Raw genomic sequence first — 16,967 nt, 5'->3', positions numbered from 1 at the left:
GGATGGAGCCATGGTCAGGGCACTGCTCGTCGTCGACGTCCAGAACGACTTCACCGAGGGCGGTGCGCTCGGGGTGACCGGTGGCGACGCCGTCGCGGAGCGCATCTCGGTGTTCCTCGGGCAGCACGCGGGGGAGTACGACCTCATCGTCGGCTCCCGTGACTGGCACCACGGGGACGACGACAACGGCGGGCACTTCGCCGGCGCGGAGGGCCCCGACTTCGTCGACACCTGGCCCGTGCACTGCGTCCAGGACACCCCGGGAGCGGACTACCACCCGGCGTTCGACACCGCGTCGGTGGACGTGCACGTCTACAAGGGCCAGGGAGCCCCGGCGTACTCGGCGTTCCAGGGCCGCACCGCCGACGGCGTCACGCTGGGCGAGGTGTTCGAGGAGCACGACGTCCGGGAGGTCGACATCGTCGGCATCGCCACCGACCACTGCGTCCGGGCCAGCGCACTCGACGCGCTCGAGGGTGGCGCGGCCGTCACCGTGTACGAGGACCTCGTCGTCGGGGTGGACCCTGCCCGCAGCGCCGCAGCGCTCGACGAGGTCCGGGCGGCCGGCGGGCTCGTCGACCTCAGCGACACCGACGAGGGCCTGCACCGCCCGGGCGGCGCGCGCATCTGACGTCCCGGCACGCACGCTGTCGCCGCCGCGAGCCGATGCCGGCGGGGCCGCGTCAGACCAGGAGCTGGTGCTTCGCCAGGTCGCGGTAGAGCGGCGTCGACTCGACGAGCTCCGAGTGCGTCCCGACCCCGACGACCCGTCCGTGCTCCAGCACGACGATGACGTCCGAGTCGACCACGGTGGACAACCGGTGGGCGATGACGAGCAGTGTGCGGTCCTCGGCGACGGCGTCGATCGCGAGCCGCATCTTCTGCTCGTTCACCCCGTCGAGGGACGACGTCGACTCGTCGAGCAGCAGGATCGGCGGGGCGGCGAGGAGCGCGCGGGCGATGGCGAGGCGCTGCCGTTCACCGCCGGAGAGCATGACGCCGTCCTCACCGACCTGGGCGTCGAGGCCGCGGGGGTCGCGGTGCAGGACCTCGCTGAGGTTCACGGCCTCGAGGACACGGACGCAGTCGTCCTCGGACGCGTCCGGCGACCCGAGCAGCAGGTTGGCGCGGATCGTGCCGGCGAGCACCGGGGCGTCCTGCTCGACGTAGCCGATCTGGGCCCGGAGCTCGTCGCGGTCCAGCCCGCGGACGTCGACGCCGCCGAGCCGGATCACGCCGTCGGTCGGGTCGTAGAACCGTTCGATGAGCGCCAGGGTCGTCGACTTGCCGGCGCCCGACGGACCCACGAGGGCCACGCGCGACCCGCGCGGGACCCGGAAGGAGACGTCGTGCAGCACCGCGTCGTCAGCGGAGGCGTGCTCGTCGTGGCGATCCGTGCCTCCAGGCCGGTCCGTCGCACCGTCGGGACCGGTCGCCTGCGCGCCGGCCGCGTACCGGAACGACACGTGCTCGAACGTGATGGCGTCGTCGCTCGGAACGGCGGCCGCGACGCGGACGGCACGGTCGTCCTGGTCCTCCGTGGGGAGGTGCAGGATCTCCTCGATGCGACCGAGGGCGCCGAGTGCCTGTGCGACCGCGACCGCCGCGCCCATCGCCTGGCCGAGCGGCATGATCATCATGAAGAGCAGCAGGATGAACGTGATGAGCGTGGCGATCGTGATCGTCCCGGCGGCGACCTGCGCGCCGCCGACACCGAGCACCGCGATGAACGCGACCTGCATGACGATGCTCGCGACGGGCACCACGAACGCGCTCATCTTCGCGATGTCGAGGCCGCGCCGGTAGGCCTCGGTGGCGTGGCCGTCGACCTCGGCGACCTCGCGCTCCGTGGCACCGGCGGCACGGATGGTGCGGACGGCGCCGATGCCGCGCTCGACCGCGGCGGTGAGGTCACCGACCTTCTCCTGCGCCTTCTTCGACGCGACGCGGATCCGACGGCTGAGGCCACCGACCACCACGATCGCGACGAGGACGATCACGACGGTGATGCCGAGCAGCAGCGGGTCGATGATCGCCATCGCGACGATCGCGCCGATGAAGGTCAGCGCGCCACCGATCGACTCGATGAGCCCCTGGGTGAGCACGGCGCGGAGGAGCGTGGTGTCGCTGCCGACGCGGGAGACGAGGTCACCGGTGCGCCGGGTGTCGAACTCCGAGATCGGGAGGTTCAGGATGCGCGCGATGAGCTTGCGGCGGGTGCTCAGCACGACGCCCTCGCCCGCGCGCTGGAGCAGGAAGTGCTGGACGCCGTTCAGGAGGCCGGAGACGATCACGAGCACGACGAGGGCCCACACGAGCATCGACAGGGTGTGGCCGTGCTGCACGGCCGTGACGACCTGGTTCACGAGGAGGGGCTGCGCGAGGGACGCACCCGCGCCGAGGACGCTGAGCACGATGATCACGGCCATCGCGGGCTTGTTCTCGAACAGGTAGCTCAGCAGGCGGCCGAAGCTGGCGCGCGGGCCGTCGGTCTTCTTGGGGCGGGCGAACGGGAAGCTCATCGTGTTCCTAGTCTCTGCCGTACTTCTTGTGCACTGCCTGGCGGCTGACGCCGAGGAGCGTCGCGATCTCCTGCCAGGAGGCACCAGCGTTGCGGGCGCGGCGGGCGGCGAGTTCCTCGGTGCGGTCGAGGGCCTTGCGGAGCTCGCGCACGGATGCGAGTGCGGCGAACGGGTCGTCGCCGTCGGCGCCCGAGGCCAGGGTCGTGATCGTCGGACCGTCCATCGTGTCAACCTACATTGACGGCCGGGTGCGTGTCAACGTGGGTTGACGGGCGGGGGTGGTGTGGTGTCTGGTCCGAGTGCGACGTTGCACGCGTCGATCACGAGGTGTTTCGTCGCTTGATGCACGCGCATCCGATGCGAACGAATCGGGCGACGGGACGCGCGTCGAACGACGGGCGGGAGGTCGAAACGCGCGCGTTTCGTGGTCCCCGTCCGCGCGACCACACAACGGACGGGAGGCGCGGTGCTCGCTGGCACCGCGCCTCCCGTCCGGACGTGCGCACCCGGGTGCGTTACGGGGCGAGGCTCCCCGAGGAGCGCACGTGGCCGTCGCCGGCCGCCGCGTCGGCGGGCACGCCGAGCACGCGCTCGGCCTCCGCCTCGCCGAAGTCCGCGTGCCTGGTCTCCTTGACGAAGAACAGCGCGACGAGCGTCACGACCGCGGCGATGGTCAGGTAGAGCCCGACGAGGAAGATGTTCCCGTCGGCCTTCCACAGCGCGAGGGCAACGGTCGGGGCGAGCGACGCACCGAGGATCGATGCGACGTTGTACGCCACCGCCGACCCCGTGTACCGGACGTTCGTCGGGAAGAGCTCGGGCAGCAGGGCGCCCATCGGCCCGAACGTCAGACCCATCAGCGACAGCCCGACGATGAGGAACGTCACGACCGTGATCGGCCCGTGCGACGCGGCGAACCAGATCTGGAACGTCAGGCCGAACAGGGCGATGCCCGCGGTGGTCCACAGCAGCGTCGAGCGGCGGCCGAACCGGTCCGCGAGGAACCCGGCGACCGGGGTGAGGATGCCGAAGAACACCACACCGATCATGAGCAGCGTCAGGAACTCGCCACGGGAGTAGCCGAGGCCGATCTTCGGGACGAGCGGACCGGCCGTGGCGCCCGTCGTGCCGTAGGTCAGCGTGAAGGTCGTCATGAAGTAGAAGAGCACGTAGGTCGCGACCATGCCGAAGGTGCCGACGATGAGCGGACGCCACGAGGTCCGGAACACCCGCGCCAGCGGGACCTTCGCGACCGTGCCGGACTCCTGTACGCCGCGGAACACGGTCGACTCGACGAGCTTGAACCGCACGTAGAGGCCGACGATCACGAGCACGGCGGAGAGCAGGAACGGGATGCGCCAGCCCCACGCCTGGAAGTCGGCGTTCGCCGTGCCGTCCGCGGCGGCGGGCATCGCCGCGTTGATGGCGATGAAGAGCCCGTTCGCGAGCAGGAACCCGATCGGGGCGCCGAGCTGGGGGAGCGAACCGAACACGCCGCGCTTGCCCTTCGGTGCGTTCTCGGTCGCGAGCAGGGCCGCGCCGGACCACTCCCCGCCGAGTCCGACGCCCTGTGCGAAGCGCATCACGGCGAGCAGCACCGGCGCCCAGATGCCGATCGAGTCGAACGTCGGCAGGCAGCCGATGAGGAACGTCGCCGTCCCCATGACGAGCAGCGACGCCACGAGGGTGGCCTTGCGACCGATGCGGTCACCGAAGTGGCCGAAGATGATCGAGCCGACGGGCCGGGCGAAGAACGCGAGGGCGAACGTCACGAACGACGACAGCTGCGAGGCCGTCGGGTCCTCGTTCGGGAAGAACAGCGTCGGGAAGACGAGGACCGCGGCGGTCGCGTAGACGTAGAAGTCGTAGAACTCGATGGAGGTCCCGACGAGGCTGGCGATGACGACGCGGGAGCGCGGGTTGCCTGCGGGTGCCGGGGTGGTCGTGCTGGGTGCCGATGCGGCTGACATGCGTTTGTGGAGACTCCGAGGGGAGCACCCGGGATGGGTGCAGCGGTGTTCCGGACGGCGGACACCGGTCGGTTCGCGCAGGTGGCGCGTCGCCGATCGGGTGCGTTCGGTGGGTGGTGGACCGCTTGTGACGGGGGCTCACAGCCTACGACAGATGTCGCTTTCCTGCGAATCCGCAGAGAACGAACGGCCGGGAGGCGCGATGCACGTCGTCCGTGCACCGCGCCTCCCGGCGGACGGTCGCTCTGGCGGGCCGACGGTCGCACGGCCCGCTGCCGTCGCGCCGGTCCGTCGGCTCAGCTCGCTGCGCCGGCCTCGAGGTGTGCCGGCAGCTGGTGACCCATGCGGTCGCGCTTGGTGTCGAGGTACCCGGCGTTCTGTGCGGAGATGCCGACGACGAGCGGGACGAGCGCCTCGACCGCGATGCCGTGCTCCTCGAGCTGGCGGCGCTTCTCCGGGTTGTTCGAGAGCAGTCGGACGCTCGTGATGCCGAGGTCGGCCAGGATCCCGGCAGCGCCGCCGTACTCGCGCGAGTCGGCGGGCAGCCCGAGCGCGAGGTTCGCGTCGAGGGTGTCGAGCCCGTCCTCCTGCAGGCGGTAGGCCTTGAGCTTGTTCGTCAGGCCGATGCCGCGGCCCTCCTGCCCGCGCAGGTAGACGACCACACCGCCCTCGGCCGCGATGGTGTCGAGCGCCGCGTCGAGCTGCGGCCCGCACTCGCACTTCAGCGACCCGAACGCCTCACCGGTCAGGCACTCCGAGTGCACCCGGACGAGCGCGCCGTCACCGGGGGTCGAGCCGTCCGGGAGCGCGCCGATGATCGCGACGTGCTCCGCGCCCGTGACGAGGTCGCGGTAGGCCCGCATCTCGAACGTGCCGTGGGTGGTCGGGACGTTCGTGGACACCTCGAACTGGACCGGGCTCCCCGGCGTGGGGGAGGTCAGTGCGTCGGTCATCGTGTGCTCCGGTCGTTCTGGGGCGCCGTTCCAGGGTGCGCGGCGCCGTGCGGCCGAGCCCGGACCAGGAGGTCGGGACCCAGACTGGTGGTCGATGTTACGTCCAACCGCAGGCGGTCGGTCATGCTTCCCACGCCGAGGTCGTCGACCGCGACGCGGGGTCCGCCGAGCAGCACGGGGGCGACGTAGACGAGGTACTCGTCCACGAGTCCGGCCGCGATGAGCGCGGAGGTCAGGGTGGGGCCGCCCTCGACGAACACGGAGTGCACGCCGTGGTCACGGAGGGAGGCCAGGGAGGCCGCGAGGTCGTGCCCGGGCAGCGTGACGAGCCCACGCGGGTGCCGACGGAGCGCCGCCGTGTCCGGGACCCGCCGGTCGCCGAACACCACCGGCAGGGGCTGGTCGGCGAGGAGCTCGCCCGCGTCGCCCCGCGCCGTGAGGGAGGGGTCGTCGGCGAGCACGGTGCCGGTGCCGACGAGGATCGCGTCGTGTGCGGCCCGCTGCTCGTGGACGTGCTGGCGCGCTGCCGCGCCGGTGATCCACTGACTGCTCCCGTCGGCCGCCGCGGCGCGGCCGTCGAGGCTCGACGCCCACTTCGCGGTGACCCACGGCCGACCGAGCCGCACCGAGAGGAGCCACCGCTCGAGGAACGCCTCGGACTCGTCGGCGAGGACACCGGACACGACGTCGACACCGGCGGCACGGAGTCGGTCGGCGCCGCCGTGGACGTGCGCTCCGGGGTCGTCGATCGCGTACACGACGCGTCCGATGCCCGCTTCGATGAGGGCGAGCGCGCAGGGGCCGGTGCGTCCGGTGTGGTTGCAGGGCTCGAGGGTCACGACGGCCGTGGCACCGCGGAGCAGCGCTGGGTCGACCTTCGCCATCGCGTCGACCTCGGCGTGCGGCGTACCGGCGCCCTTGTGCCAGCCCTCGGCGAGGACGGTTCCGTCGGGGGAGAGGATCACAGCCCCGACCCGCGCGTGGTCGCCGACGGCGGGGCCGAGCGCCGCGATCTCGAGGCCGCGGCGCATCGCCCGGACCTCAGCCGGGGTCGCGGTTCCGGAGGGGGTGCTGGTCACGCTTCGACACTACCGGCGAGAAGTCGGTGACACGTCATTGGGCTACACGCTGTGGGCGAACGACGCTGTGGGCCATGACAGGTCGGACGCTGGCACGCCGTCTGCGCGGCGCCGTGCGTGCCAGGCCGGGGTGGGGCCGCCGTCGCGCCCGGGGTTGGCCGCCGGACCGGTGCCGGTGAACCAGAACTGCGCGGCACGGGCGACCGCGGCGGAAGCGGTGTTGCCCACGTAGCACTCCCACGCGACGTCCGGAGCGCCCTGCTCGAACGCCCACGACACCACGAGCTCGAGGGTCTCGTGCATGAGCCCGGCGCCGCGAGCGGAGGGCGCGAGCCAGAACCCGACGTCGCGCCGCACGGTTCGGTAGCCGATGACCCCTTCGAGCAGGGAGGACCCGCTGCGGCGGATCGCCCACGTGTACTCGCGGTCCGACGCCCAGCCGGGGCCGACGAGGGCGTCCACGAAGGAGCGCGCGTGCTCGGCGGCGTACGGCTGCGGCACGGTCGTCCACCGGGCGACCTCGGGGTCCTGGCAGCCGGCGACGATGGCTGCGGTGTCCGCGCGGGTGGGCACGTCGAGGCGCACCCGCGCGGACTCGAGGACGACCGGGATCACGTCGTGCTCAGCTGCGGACGCGCGGGACGAAGCCGATGCGGTCGTACACGCGTGCGAGGGTCTGCTGCGCGATCGACTCCGCCCGGTCGGCGCCGACGGCGAGCAGCCGGTCGAGCTCGGCCGGGTCGTCGAGGAGCTCGAGCGTCCGTGCGCGCACCGGCTCGAGCTCGGCGACGACGGCGTCGGCCACCTCACCCTTGAGGTCGCCGTACCCCTTCCCCTGGAAGGACGCCTCGAGCGCGGCCACCGGGGTGCCGGTGAACGCCGACAGGATGGACAGCAGGTTCGTCACGCCGGGCTTCGCCTGACGGTCGGCCCGGATCTCGCGCTCGGTGTCGGTGACCGCCGAGCGGATCTTCTTCGCGGTGCGCTTCGGGTCGTCGAGCAGCCGGATGAGCCCGTTGTCGGACGCCGCCGACTTGCTCATCTTGTTCGTCGGGTCCTGCAGGTCGTAGATGCGCGCGGTGTCGGTGAGGATGCGGGCCTCGGGAACGACGAACGTCTCGCCGAACCGCGAGTTGAAGCGTCCGGCGAGGTCCCGCGTCAGCTCGACGTGCTGCCGCTGGTCGTCACCGACCGGCACCACCTTCGTGTCGTACAGCAGGATGTCCGCCGCCATGAGGATCGGGTACGTGAAGAGTCCGACCGAGGCAGCGTCGGCACCCTGCCGCGCCGACTTGTCCTTGAACTGGGTCATCCGGCTGGCCTCACCGAAGCCCGTGAGGGTGTTGAGCACCCACGCGAGCTCGGCGTGGGCGGGCACCTGCGACTGCACGAAGAGCGTCGCCTTCGACGGGTCGATGCCCGACGCGATGTACTGCGCTGCCGTCGCGCGGGTGTTCGCGCGGAGCTCGGCCGGGTCCTGCGCGGTGGTGATCGCGTGCATGTCGACGACGCAGTAGATAGCGTCGTGGTCGTCGAGCAGTGTCCGCCACTGCATGAGCGCGCCGATGTAGTTGCCGAGGTGGAGCGATCCGGCCGATGGCTGGATGCCGGAGAAGATGCGGGTCGTGGTCATGCTGGTGTCCTGTTGCGCTGGAGCGGGAGGGGATCAGATCTCGTAGTCGACGACCACGGGGGCGTGGTCGGACCATCGCTGGTCGTAGGCCGCGGCGCGGTCGACCGTGTATTGCGAGACCTTCTCGGCGAGTTCGGGGGTGGCGACGTGGTAGTCGATGCGCCAACCGGAGTCGTTGTCGAACGCCTGGCCGCGCCACGACCACCAGGTGTACGGGCCGTCGACGTCGCCGGCCTGCGCACGGCCGACGTCGACCCAGCCGAGGCCCGGCCCGGTCGAACCGTCCGCGCCCTCGACCTGCTCGCCCTCGGCGCCGAAGAACCGGGAGAAGTAGGCGCGCTCGCGGGGGAGGAACCCGGCCCGCTTCACGTTGCCCTTCCAGTTCTTGATGTCGCGCTCGTCGTGCCCGACGTTGAGGTCACCCACGACGACCGCGAGCGGGTTGTGTGCCCGGAGCTCTGGCAGTCGCTCGGTCATCGCGTCGAGGAACTTCCACTTCTCGTCCTGCTTCGGGGTGTCGACCTCGCCCGAGTGCACGTACGTCGACACGACCGTCACCGTGGTGCCGTTGATCTCGTAGTCGGCCTCGAGCCAGCGGCCGGCGGAGTCGAACTCCTCCGCCCCCAGCGCGACACGGTGGATCTGCGCCCGGTGCCGGGACGCGATCGCGACGCCCGCGCGGCCCTTCGTCGAGGCGGGGTCGTGCACGATGTCCCACTCGTCACCGAGGAGCCCCGCGAGGTCGTCGCTCGACGCACGGACCTCCTGCAGGGCGAGGACGTCGACGTCGCGCGTGGCGAGCCAGTCGCCCATGCCCTTCCGGAACGCGGCACGGACGCCGTTCACGTTGACGGATGCGAGGCGCAGGCGTGTCATGCCGCCCAGCCTATCGGCGGCCACGGACAGCCCCGCCCGCCGTAGGCTCCGGCAATGACCGTCGTGTGGGAGATCGAGGGGGACACCGGAGCGACGAGGAGTCTCGCCGACGACGTCGACGACCTGCCCGGGTTCCTCCACGATCTCGCCGACGACCTGCAGGACTTCATCGCCGAGAGCAGCTTCGGCCGGGGCGAGCTCCGCCCGATCCCGCCGATCCCCCCGGAGCGCTCGTAGCCGCGACCCCCGTGCGCGGGGCGTGTCCGCCCGCTCGAGGCCGGCCACGATGAGGCCGTGAGCGACTCTGCCGCCGAACCTCCGCTCTGGCGCCACCCGCAGGTCGAGCGTGCCCTCGTGGCTGCGGCGGAGCTGCTCGAGCACGGCTGGCCCGAGGACGCCGTCGAGCCGCTGACCGGTGCGCTCGCCCTGCACGGCGACGACGCGGAGGTGCTCCGGATCCTCGCGGTCGCGTTCTGGTCGGCCGGTGACCTCGACGCCGCGCGCACCGCCGTCCGCCGAGCGATTACCACCGATCCCGATGACGTCGAGGGGTACCTCCTCGCCGCGCACCTCGCCGAGGAGGCCGACGACGTTGTCGAGGCCCGGTCGGCCTGGGCGGCAGCCGTCGAGCTCGTCCCGGGCGACGGCGGCCTGGCGGCAGCGCAGCTCGTCCTCGACCTCCGCACCGGACAGGTGGACGCGGCGACCTACGCCGCCGCGACCCGGGCCGCCACCGCGCACCCGCAGCACGCACAGGTGAACCTCGCCCTCGCATGGCTGGCCGCCCGCGAGGGCTACCCGGGCACCGCCGAGCGCGCCCTCGTCGCCGCGGTGGCGGCGACCCCCGCGGACCCGTGGCCCCGCTGGCAGCTCCTCCGAGCACGCGAACGCCGTGGCAGCACGATCGCGGTGCTCGCCGACGCCGCACTCGTCCTCGCGGAGCACCTGACGCGGCCGGCCCGCTCGGCGCGTTCCGTCGTGCCGTCGTCCGTCTGGCGTCGCTGGGGACGGCGTTCATCGTCGTCGGTCTCGTGCTCGCCGGCACCGTGGGGGTGCTCGTCGGCACGATGGTCGACGACCCCCTGCCCCCCGAGCTGTGCTGCGCGGCGTTGATCGTCGGAGTGGTCCTCGCCCAGGTCGCGGTGCTCCGCCGGCTCGGTCGGGCGCTCCCGACGGGGTGGCGGCCGTTCGTGGGGCTGGTCCGGCGTCGAGTGCCCGGCGTCGTGGTCGTCCCCGTCCTGCAGGCGGCGACGCTCGTCGCGGCAGGCGTCCTGCTCGTGCTCGCCGGCACGGGTGCCCCGGGGCTCGCGGACGGTGTGGCCGCAGCCGCGGCCGGAGGTGCGCTCGTCGCGGCCATGGGCACGGCGGGGTTCCTGGGACGCTGGTACGCGTGATCGGTCCCCGCGCGGCTGCGGCGGTGACCGGATGACGGACGGGAGGCGCGGTGCCAGCCGGCACCGCGCCTCCCGTCCGTCCGGTGGTCGCGTCGAGGACGCGACCTGCCCGATCAGGCCGCGTCGTGGTCCGTCTGCAGGAACTCGACGAGGTCGTCGGCGGTCTTCTCGGCGTCGTCGCCCGACACCGTGAGGGTGACCTCGTCGCCGTTCTCGATGCCGAGGCCGAGCAGCGCGAGGATGCTTCCGGCGTTGCCGGACTTGTCGCCCTTCGCGATGGTGACCTGGTGGCCGGACGCGGTCACGGTCTGGACGAACAGGGACGCGGGGCGGGCGTGCAGGCCGGACGCGCTGGCGACGGTGACGGTGCGGGTGGCTTCGGACATCGAATGGACTCCTGTCGATGGGTGGTGGCGCTCATGGTAGCGAGCGCTGGGTGGGGCGGGTCCCGGCAGCGGTCAGGAACGACCGGGCCAGAACACCTCGGTGCCGGCGGCCTCGACCTCGCGGACGAGGTCGGCGTTGACACCGGGGTCGGTGATGATCGTGTCGATCGCGGCGAGGGGAGCGACGCGGCCGAACTCCTCGCGGCCGAACTTGGTGTGGTCGGCGAGCAGGATGCTCCGCCGGGCCGACTTGATCATGGCGGACTTCACGGCGGCCTCGGCCATGTTGTGCGTCGTGAGACCGCGCTCGGGCGTGATGCCGTTGATGCTGATGAACGCGACGTCGACGCTGACCATCCCGATGAGCTGGTGCGTCCACGTCCCGACGCCCGCGAGCGAGTCGCTCCGGATGTTGCCGCCGAGCAGGTGCAGGTCGAGCCCCTGCCGGTTCGCGACCGCCATCGCCACGGGCAGGGAGTGCGTCACGACCGTGAGACCGCGGTCGGTGGGGAGCATCTCGGCGAGGCAGATGGTCGAGGTGCCGGCGTCGATCATGATCGAGCCGTTCTCGGGCAGCTCCTCGAGCGCGGCCTGGGCGATGACCATCTTCTCGGCCTGGTTGATGCCGCCGCGGTCACCGACGCCGGGGTGCAGGGTGATGCGCTCGACGGGGATCGCGCCGCCGTGCGCCCGTCGGACGAGCCCGCGGCGTTCGAGCGACGTGAGGTCGCGGCGGATCGTCTCGGGGGTCACCTCGAGCGACTCGGCGAGGTCCTTCACGTCGACCCGCCCCTGGGCGCGGGCCTGTTCCACGATGCGCTGGTGGCGCTCGGGTGCGTACATCGTGAGCCTCGTCGTCTCGTGCGGGTGGTGCGGGGGATCGGGCCGGAACGGACACGCTCGGGCACGTCTCGATGCTCGATGCCCGTTTCGTTCTGGACGCCAGACGCAAACGGGCATCTGTTTCTGCATTTTATCCCCGGATGTGTTTGTTTGTCAACGAGGATCGATGTAGTGTGCTCCCAGTCGCTCGACCGCGACGCCCACTGCACCACCGCACCGCACCGCCCCACCGCGCGTGAGATGAAGGAGTCTCGAATGCCCGAACTGCTCGGCACCGGCGTCGGCCGCGGCGTCGCCCACGGACCGGTCCTCCGGATGGCGGACCCCCTCGGCGCTCCGTCGCAGGACGCGCTGACCGGTTCGGCGGACGAGGCGAAGCAGCAGGTCGCGACCGCGCTCGCCGCGGTGGCCGAGGACCTCAACAAGCGCGGACAGCTCGCCGGCGGGGACGCCCAGGCCGTGCTCGAGGCGCAGGCGCTCATGGCGCAGGACCCGACGCTCCTCGACGACGTGCACGCCCGCATCGACGGTGGCACCAACGCCGAGCGTGCGGTGTTCGAGGCGTTCGGCCAGTTCCGCGACCTCCTCGTCCAGATGGGCGGGTACATGGGGGAGCGCGCGGCGGACCTCGACGACGTCGCCCAGCGCATCATCGCCAAGCTCCGTGGTGTCCCGGCCCCCGGCGTCCCCGAATCGGACACCCCGTTCGTCCTGGTCGCCCGCGACCTCGCCCCGGCCGACACGGCGCTCCTCGACCTCGACAAGGTGCTCGCCCTCGTCACACGCGACGGCGGCCCGACCTCGCACACCGCGATCCTCGCCCGCGCGAAGGGCATCACCGCCGTCGTCGGCGTCACCGGGGCGGACGAGCTCGCCGACGGCACCGAGGTCGTCGTCGACGCCGCCGCCGGCACGGTCGTCACCGACCCGTCCGCCGAGCTCGTGGCCGCGGTCGAACAGCGCATCGCCGACCGGCTCGCCGCAGCCGAGGCCCCCCTCACCGCCGGTGCCCTGGCCGACGGCCACACCGTGCCCCTGCTCGCGAACCTCGGCAGCCCCGCCGACGCCGCGGGCGCCGTCGCTCTCGGTGCGGAGGGCGTGGGGCTCTTCCGCACCGAGTTCCTCTTCCTCGACTCGCCGAAGGCCCCGACCGTGGCCGAGCAGCAGGAGTCCTACACGCGCCTGCTCGAGGCGTTCCCCGGCAAGAAGGTCGTCGTCCGCGCGCTCGACGCCGGCGCCGACAAGCCCCTGCCGTTCCTCACCGACAAGGACGAGGAGAACCCGGCGCTCGGACGCCGCGGCCTCCGTGCCCTCCGGAACCACGAGGAGGTCCTGCGTGACCAGCTCACCGCCCTCGCGCAGGCCGACGCCGAGACCGAGGCCGACCTCTGGGTGATGGCACCGATGGTCGCCGACGCCGAGGAGACCGAGTACTTCGTCACCCTCGCGCGCGAGCTCGGCATCCGGACCGCCGGCGTGATGGCCGAGGTGCCCTCGCTCGCGCTCATGGCCGAGCAGGTCTTCACCTCCGCCGACTTCGTGTCGATCGGCACGAACGACCTGACGCAGTACACGATGGCCGCCGACCGCATGCTCGGTACCGTCGCGTCCTACCAGGACCCGTGGCACCCCGCCGTCCTGCGTCTCGTCGCGCAGCTCGGCGCAGCCGGGGCCGACGCCGGCAAGGCCGTCGGCATCTGCGGTGAAGCCGCAGCTGACCCGCTCCTCGCCGTCGTGCTCGTCGGCCTGGGCGCCACCACCCTCTCCATGACCCCCGCGGCCCTGGCCGACGTGCGCGCCGAACTCGGCAAGCACACGCTCAACCAGGCCCGCGAGATGGCGAAGGCGGCACTCGCCGCGTCGACCGCTGCGGCTGCCAAGTCCGCCGCGGCCGCCGCGCACGCCGTCTAGCCCGCAGCACCACCGCAGCACAGCAGCACCCACCCCTCCACCACTGCAGCACCCATCACAGAAAGCCAGGCACATGACAACGTCGTCCGTTGCAGCGCCCGACGCTCCCGCGAAGTCGCGGGGCGGCGCACGCGTCGCCGTGCAGAAGTTCGGCACCTTCCTCTCCGGCATGGTCATGCCCAACATCGCGATCTTCATCGCGTGGGGCATCATCACGGCGTTCTTCATCGAGACCGGCTGGACCCCCGTGGGGATCCTCGGCGGCTTCGGTGAGACGAACGGCGTCGCCAACCCCGGCGTCGTCGGGCCGATCCTCACCTACCTGATCCCGCTCGCGATCGCGATCCAGGGCGGCCGCATGGTCTACGAGACCCGCGGTGCCGTGGTCGGCTCGATCTTCGCGATGGGTGTCATCCTCGGCGCCAACGGCACCGTGATGATCCTCGGCGCGATGATCTGCGGGCCGCTCGGCGCGTACCTCATCAAGCAGGTCGACAAGATCTGGGACGGCAAGATCCGCCCGGGCTTCGAGATGCTCGTGAACAACTACGCGGCGGGCATCCTCGGGTTCGTCCTGGCGATGATCGGGTTCTTCTGGCTCGCCCCGATCTTCAAGGCGATCGCGAACGGCCTCGGCGCGGCGGTCGAGTTCCTCATCAACCACTCGCTCCTGCCGCTCGCGAGTGTCATCATCGAGCCGGCGAAGGTGTTCTTCCTCAACAACGCCATCAACCACGGCGTGCTCGACCAGCTCGGTGCCGCGCAGGTGAAGGAATCGGGCAAGAGCATCCTGTTCCTGCTCGAGGCGAACCCCGGCCCCGGCCTCGGCATCCTGCTCGCCTTCACGTTCTTCGGTGTCGGCATCGCCCGCTCGACCGCTCCCGGCGCGATCATCATCCAGTTCCTCGGTGGCATCCACGAGATCTACTTCCCGTACGTGCTCCAGAAGCCGGTCCTCTTCATCGCCGTCATCCTCGGTGGTGCCACCGGTGTCGCGACCAACGTCGCGTTCCACTCGGGCCTCGTCGCCCCGGCGTCCCCGGGTTCGATCTTCGCGGTGATCGGTTCGACGGCGAAGGACAGCTTCGTCGGCGTCATCCTCTCCGTGGTGCTCTCCGCGGCGGTCTCCTTCGCGGTCGCGTCGTTCTTCCTCATCGCCACCCGCAAGCGCGACCTGGCGAACGGCGGCGGCGACATGAGCGCCGCGATGGCGAAGCTCCAGGCCAACAAGGGCCGTGACGTCAACGCCGCGACCTCTGGCCTGCTCGGCAACAACAGCCCGGCGAACGAGGAGGAGGCCGAGGCCTCGCTCGGCGGCGTCGGGTCGGCGACCACCGCGACGGCCACCCGCGTCGAGAACGTCGTCTTCGCCTGCGACGCGGGCATGGGCTCCAGCGCGATGGGCGCGAGCGTCCTCCGCAACAAGGTGAAGAAGGCCGGCATCGAGGGGGTCACGGTCGTCAACAAGGCGATCGCGAACCTCGACGGCACCGAGGACCTCATCATCACCCAGGAGGAACTGACCGACCGTGCTCGACAGAAGAACCCGGGGGCGCAGCACGTGTCCGTCGGCAACTTCATGAACGCGCCGCAGTACGACGAGGTCGTCGAACAGCTCAAGAACCAGTAACCAAGTGCAGTATCGGAGGGGACGGGCCACGGCTCGTCCCCTCCACACGTCCACGACGCCACGTCACGAAGCAAGGAGAACGCCGATGCCCGTCCTGCAGGAGAGCCAGATCCGGATCCACACCGAGGACACCGCCCCGACCAAGTCGGAGGCGATGAAGGAGGCTGCCGAGATCCTCGAGGCTGCGGGCGCGGTCACCGCGGACTACTACCCGGCGATGCTCGAGCGTGAGAAGAGCGTCTCGACGTACATGGGCAACTTCCTCGCGATCCCGCACGGCACGAACGACGCGAAGGACGCCATCAAGTCGTCGGCGCTGTCGTTCATCCGCTACGCCACCCCGATCGACTGGGACGGCAACCCCGTGCGCTTCGTCGTCGGTATCGCCGGCGTGAACAACGAGCACCTCGACATCCTCTCGAAGATCGCGATCGTGTTCTCCGACGAGGACGAGGTCCAGAAGCTGACCGATGCGCCCGACACCGCGGCGATCCTGTCGATCCTCGGTGAGGTCAACGAGTGAGCGACCGCACCGCCGTCCACTTCGGCGCCGGGAACATCGGCCGCGGCTTCGTCGGCCTGCTCCTGCACGAGGCCGGGTACGAGGTCGTCTTCGCCGACGTCGCCGCGCCGCTCATCGACGCCCTCGCCGCCGCCGACTCGTACACCGTGCACGAGGTCGGCCAAGACGCGAAGGACCACGAGGTCACCGGCTTCCGCGCGCTGAACAGCGCGCAGGACGAACCGGGCGTCATCGCCGAGGTCGCCGCCGCGGACGTCGTCACCTGCGCCGTCGGCCCGAACGTCCTGAAGTTCATCGCGCCGGTCATCGCCGCCGGTCTCCAGCAGCGCGACGCGGGTGCGCCGCCGCTCGCCGTGATGGCCTGCGAGAACGCGATCAACGCGACCGACCGCCTCCGCGAGTTCATCGTCGAGGCACTGCCCGCCGAGACCCGCGACCAGGCGCTCGCCAAGGCCGTGTTCGCGAACACCGCTGTCGACCGCATCGTGCCCGCGCAGCCCGAGGGCGCCGGCCTCGACGTCACCGTCGAGACCTACCACGAGTGGGCCATCGACCGGACGCCGTTCAACGGCTCCGAGCCCGACATCCCCGGTGCCCACTACGTCGACGGGCTCGCGGCGTCGATCGAGCGCAAGCTCTTCACGGTCAACACCGGCCACGCCACGGTCGCGTACCACGGGTACCTCGCGGGCGCGGACAAGATCGCGGACGCCATCGCCATCCCGGCTGTGCGCTCCGAGCTCGAGTCGGTCCTCGCCGAGACGAGCGACCTGCTCGTCCGTCGCCACGAACTCGACCCCGAGGTGCACCGCGCCTACGTCGAGGCGATCATCGCGCGGTTCGAGAACCCGCACCTGCCGGACACCGTGACCCGCGTGGGCCGGCAGCCGCTCCGCAAGCTCTCGCGCGACGAGCGCTTCGTCTCGCCGGCCGCGGCCCTCGCCGAGGACGGGACCGAGCCGACCGCGCTGCTCGACGCGATGGGTGCCGCGCTCCGGTTCGACGTCGCGGACGACGAGCAGAGCGTCCAGCTGCAGGAACTCCTGCGGTCGGACAGGACCGACGGCGAGATCGCCTCGGAGATCACCGGGCTCGACGATCAGCACCCGCTGCACGCCGCGTTCGCGGACCGGGTGCGCGCAGCGCGCGCCTGACGGACCACGTCAGGACGCCGGACGGGAGGCGCGGTGCCAGCTGGCACCGCGCCTCCCGTCCGTTGCTGGGATCGTTGGTCCGCCGTGGCGCCG

The 16,967-nt window shown here is 71.5% G+C and carries 17 protein-coding genes and 1 pseudogene; 8 read left to right on the top strand and 10 right to left on the bottom strand.

Annotated elements, in window-relative coordinates; translation table 11 throughout:
* The first annotated feature begins 10 nt into the window (after window positions 1–10).
* Entirely contained in the window at window positions 11–631 is a 621-nt protein-coding gene (locus ABC270_RS13260; RefSeq protein WP_412881223.1) for an isochorismatase family protein, read from the top strand.
* Window positions 632–683: 52 nt separating this feature from the next.
* Here the strand turns inward: ABC270_RS13260 and ABC270_RS13255 are convergent, their stop codons facing one another.
* From ABC270_RS13255 to ABC270_RS13220, 8 genes and pseudogenes are all read right to left on the bottom strand, one after another.
* On the bottom strand, window positions 684–2,522 hold the full coding sequence (locus ABC270_RS13255) for an ABC transporter ATP-binding protein (RefSeq protein ID WP_412881222.1): 1,839 nt from the start codon (window positions 2,520–2,522) through the stop codon (window positions 684–686).
* A gap of 7 nt (window positions 2,523–2,529) precedes the next feature.
* Window positions 2,530–2,745, bottom strand: a complete 216-nt coding sequence (locus tag ABC270_RS13250) for a hypothetical protein (RefSeq protein ID WP_290131285.1) — start codon at window positions 2,743–2,745, stop codon at window positions 2,530–2,532.
* 292 nt (window positions 2,746–3,037) lie between these two features.
* Window positions 3,038–4,492: an MFS transporter gene (locus ABC270_RS13245; RefSeq protein WP_412881221.1), complete on the bottom strand. Its 1,455-nt coding sequence runs from the start codon at window positions 4,490–4,492 to the stop codon at window positions 3,038–3,040.
* A 296-nt stretch (window positions 4,493–4,788) separates the two neighbouring features.
* Window positions 4,789–5,412 (bottom strand): annotated as a pseudogene (gene ribA, locus ABC270_RS13240) (GTP cyclohydrolase II); the annotation flags it as partial.
* A 29-nt stretch (window positions 5,413–5,441) separates the two neighbouring features.
* The gene (gene ribD, locus ABC270_RS13235; RefSeq protein ID WP_412882093.1) at window positions 5,442–6,476 is read right to left on the bottom strand and encodes a bifunctional diaminohydroxyphosphoribosylaminopyrimidine deaminase/5-amino-6-(5-phosphoribosylamino)uracil reductase RibD; all 1,035 of its coding nucleotides are present in this window, start codon (window positions 6,474–6,476) and stop codon (window positions 5,442–5,444) included.
* Window positions 6,477–6,566: 90 nt separating this feature from the next.
* On the bottom strand, window positions 6,567–7,139 hold the full coding sequence (locus tag ABC270_RS13230; protein WP_412881220.1) for a GNAT family N-acetyltransferase: 573 nt from the start codon (window positions 7,137–7,139) through the stop codon (window positions 6,567–6,569).
* A 7-nt stretch (window positions 7,140–7,146) separates the two neighbouring features.
* Window positions 7,147–8,157: a tryptophan--tRNA ligase gene (trpS, locus tag ABC270_RS13225; protein WP_412881219.1), complete on the bottom strand. Its 1,011-nt coding sequence runs from the start codon at window positions 8,155–8,157 to the stop codon at window positions 7,147–7,149.
* A gap of 33 nt (window positions 8,158–8,190) precedes the next feature.
* Entirely contained in the window at window positions 8,191–9,033 is an 843-nt protein-coding gene (locus tag ABC270_RS13220; protein ID WP_412881218.1) for an exodeoxyribonuclease III, read from the bottom strand.
* 54 nt (window positions 9,034–9,087) lie between these two features.
* Between ABC270_RS13220 and ABC270_RS13215 the strand changes: the two genes are divergently transcribed.
* Genes ABC270_RS13215 through ABC270_RS13205 form a run of 3 tightly spaced genes read left to right on the top strand, consistent with a single transcriptional unit; the run spans window position 9,088 to window position 10,427 of the window.
* A complete protein-coding gene (locus ABC270_RS13215) occupies window positions 9,088–9,270 on the top strand; it encodes a hypothetical protein (RefSeq protein ID WP_412881217.1) in 183 nt (60 codons plus the stop codon).
* Window positions 9,271–9,327: 57 nt separating this feature from the next.
* On the top strand, window positions 9,328–10,146 hold the full coding sequence (locus tag ABC270_RS13210) for a tetratricopeptide repeat protein (protein ID WP_412881216.1): 819 nt from the start codon (window positions 9,328–9,330) through the stop codon (window positions 10,144–10,146).
* Window positions 10,143–10,427 (top strand): hypothetical protein, encoded by a 285-nt coding sequence (locus ABC270_RS13205; RefSeq protein ID WP_412881215.1) that lies wholly within the window; start codon window positions 10,143–10,145, stop codon window positions 10,425–10,427. The genes ABC270_RS13210 and ABC270_RS13205 overlap by 4 nt, the downstream gene beginning before the upstream one ends.
* Window positions 10,428–10,540: 113 nt before the next feature.
* On the opposite strand, the gene ABC270_RS13200 is transcribed toward ABC270_RS13205, so the two are convergent.
* A complete protein-coding gene (locus tag ABC270_RS13200; protein ID WP_022904964.1) occupies window positions 10,541–10,813 on the bottom strand; it encodes an HPr family phosphocarrier protein in 273 nt (90 codons plus the stop codon).
* A gap of 72 nt (window positions 10,814–10,885) precedes the next feature.
* Window positions 10,886–11,656, bottom strand: a complete 771-nt coding sequence (locus ABC270_RS13195; protein WP_412881214.1) for a DeoR/GlpR family DNA-binding transcription regulator — start codon at window positions 11,654–11,656, stop codon at window positions 10,886–10,888.
* A gap of 255 nt (window positions 11,657–11,911) precedes the next feature.
* Between ABC270_RS13195 and ptsP the strand changes: the two genes are divergently transcribed.
* The 4 genes from ptsP to ABC270_RS13175 all read left to right on the top strand — a co-directional run bounded on the left by ptsP (window position 11,912) and on the right by ABC270_RS13175 (window position 16,874).
* Window positions 11,912–13,567, top strand: a complete 1,656-nt coding sequence (gene ptsP, locus ABC270_RS13190; protein WP_412881213.1) for a phosphoenolpyruvate--protein phosphotransferase — start codon at window positions 11,912–11,914, stop codon at window positions 13,565–13,567.
* Window positions 13,568–13,640: 73 nt separating this feature from the next.
* Window positions 13,641–15,197, top strand: a complete 1,557-nt coding sequence (locus tag ABC270_RS13185; RefSeq protein ID WP_412881212.1) for a PTS mannitol transporter subunit IIBC — start codon at window positions 13,641–13,643, stop codon at window positions 15,195–15,197.
* 85 nt (window positions 15,198–15,282) lie between these two features.
* On the top strand, window positions 15,283–15,720 hold the full coding sequence (locus ABC270_RS13180) for a PTS mannitol transporter subunit IIA (RefSeq protein ID WP_022907882.1): 438 nt from the start codon (window positions 15,283–15,285) through the stop codon (window positions 15,718–15,720).
* Entirely contained in the window at window positions 15,717–16,874 is a 1,158-nt protein-coding gene (locus ABC270_RS13175; protein ID WP_412881211.1) for a mannitol-1-phosphate 5-dehydrogenase, read from the top strand. The genes ABC270_RS13180 and ABC270_RS13175 overlap by 4 nt, the downstream gene beginning before the upstream one ends.
* Window positions 16,875–16,967 lie beyond the last annotated feature (93 nt).

It is taken from the genome of Curtobacterium phoenicis (genome assembly GCF_047238015.1).
GTDB lineage: Bacteria > Actinomycetota > Actinomycetes > Actinomycetales > Microbacteriaceae > Curtobacterium.
The sequence above is the reverse complement of the archived record's forward strand: the minus strand, read 5'-3'. Positions and strand labels throughout refer to the sequence as shown.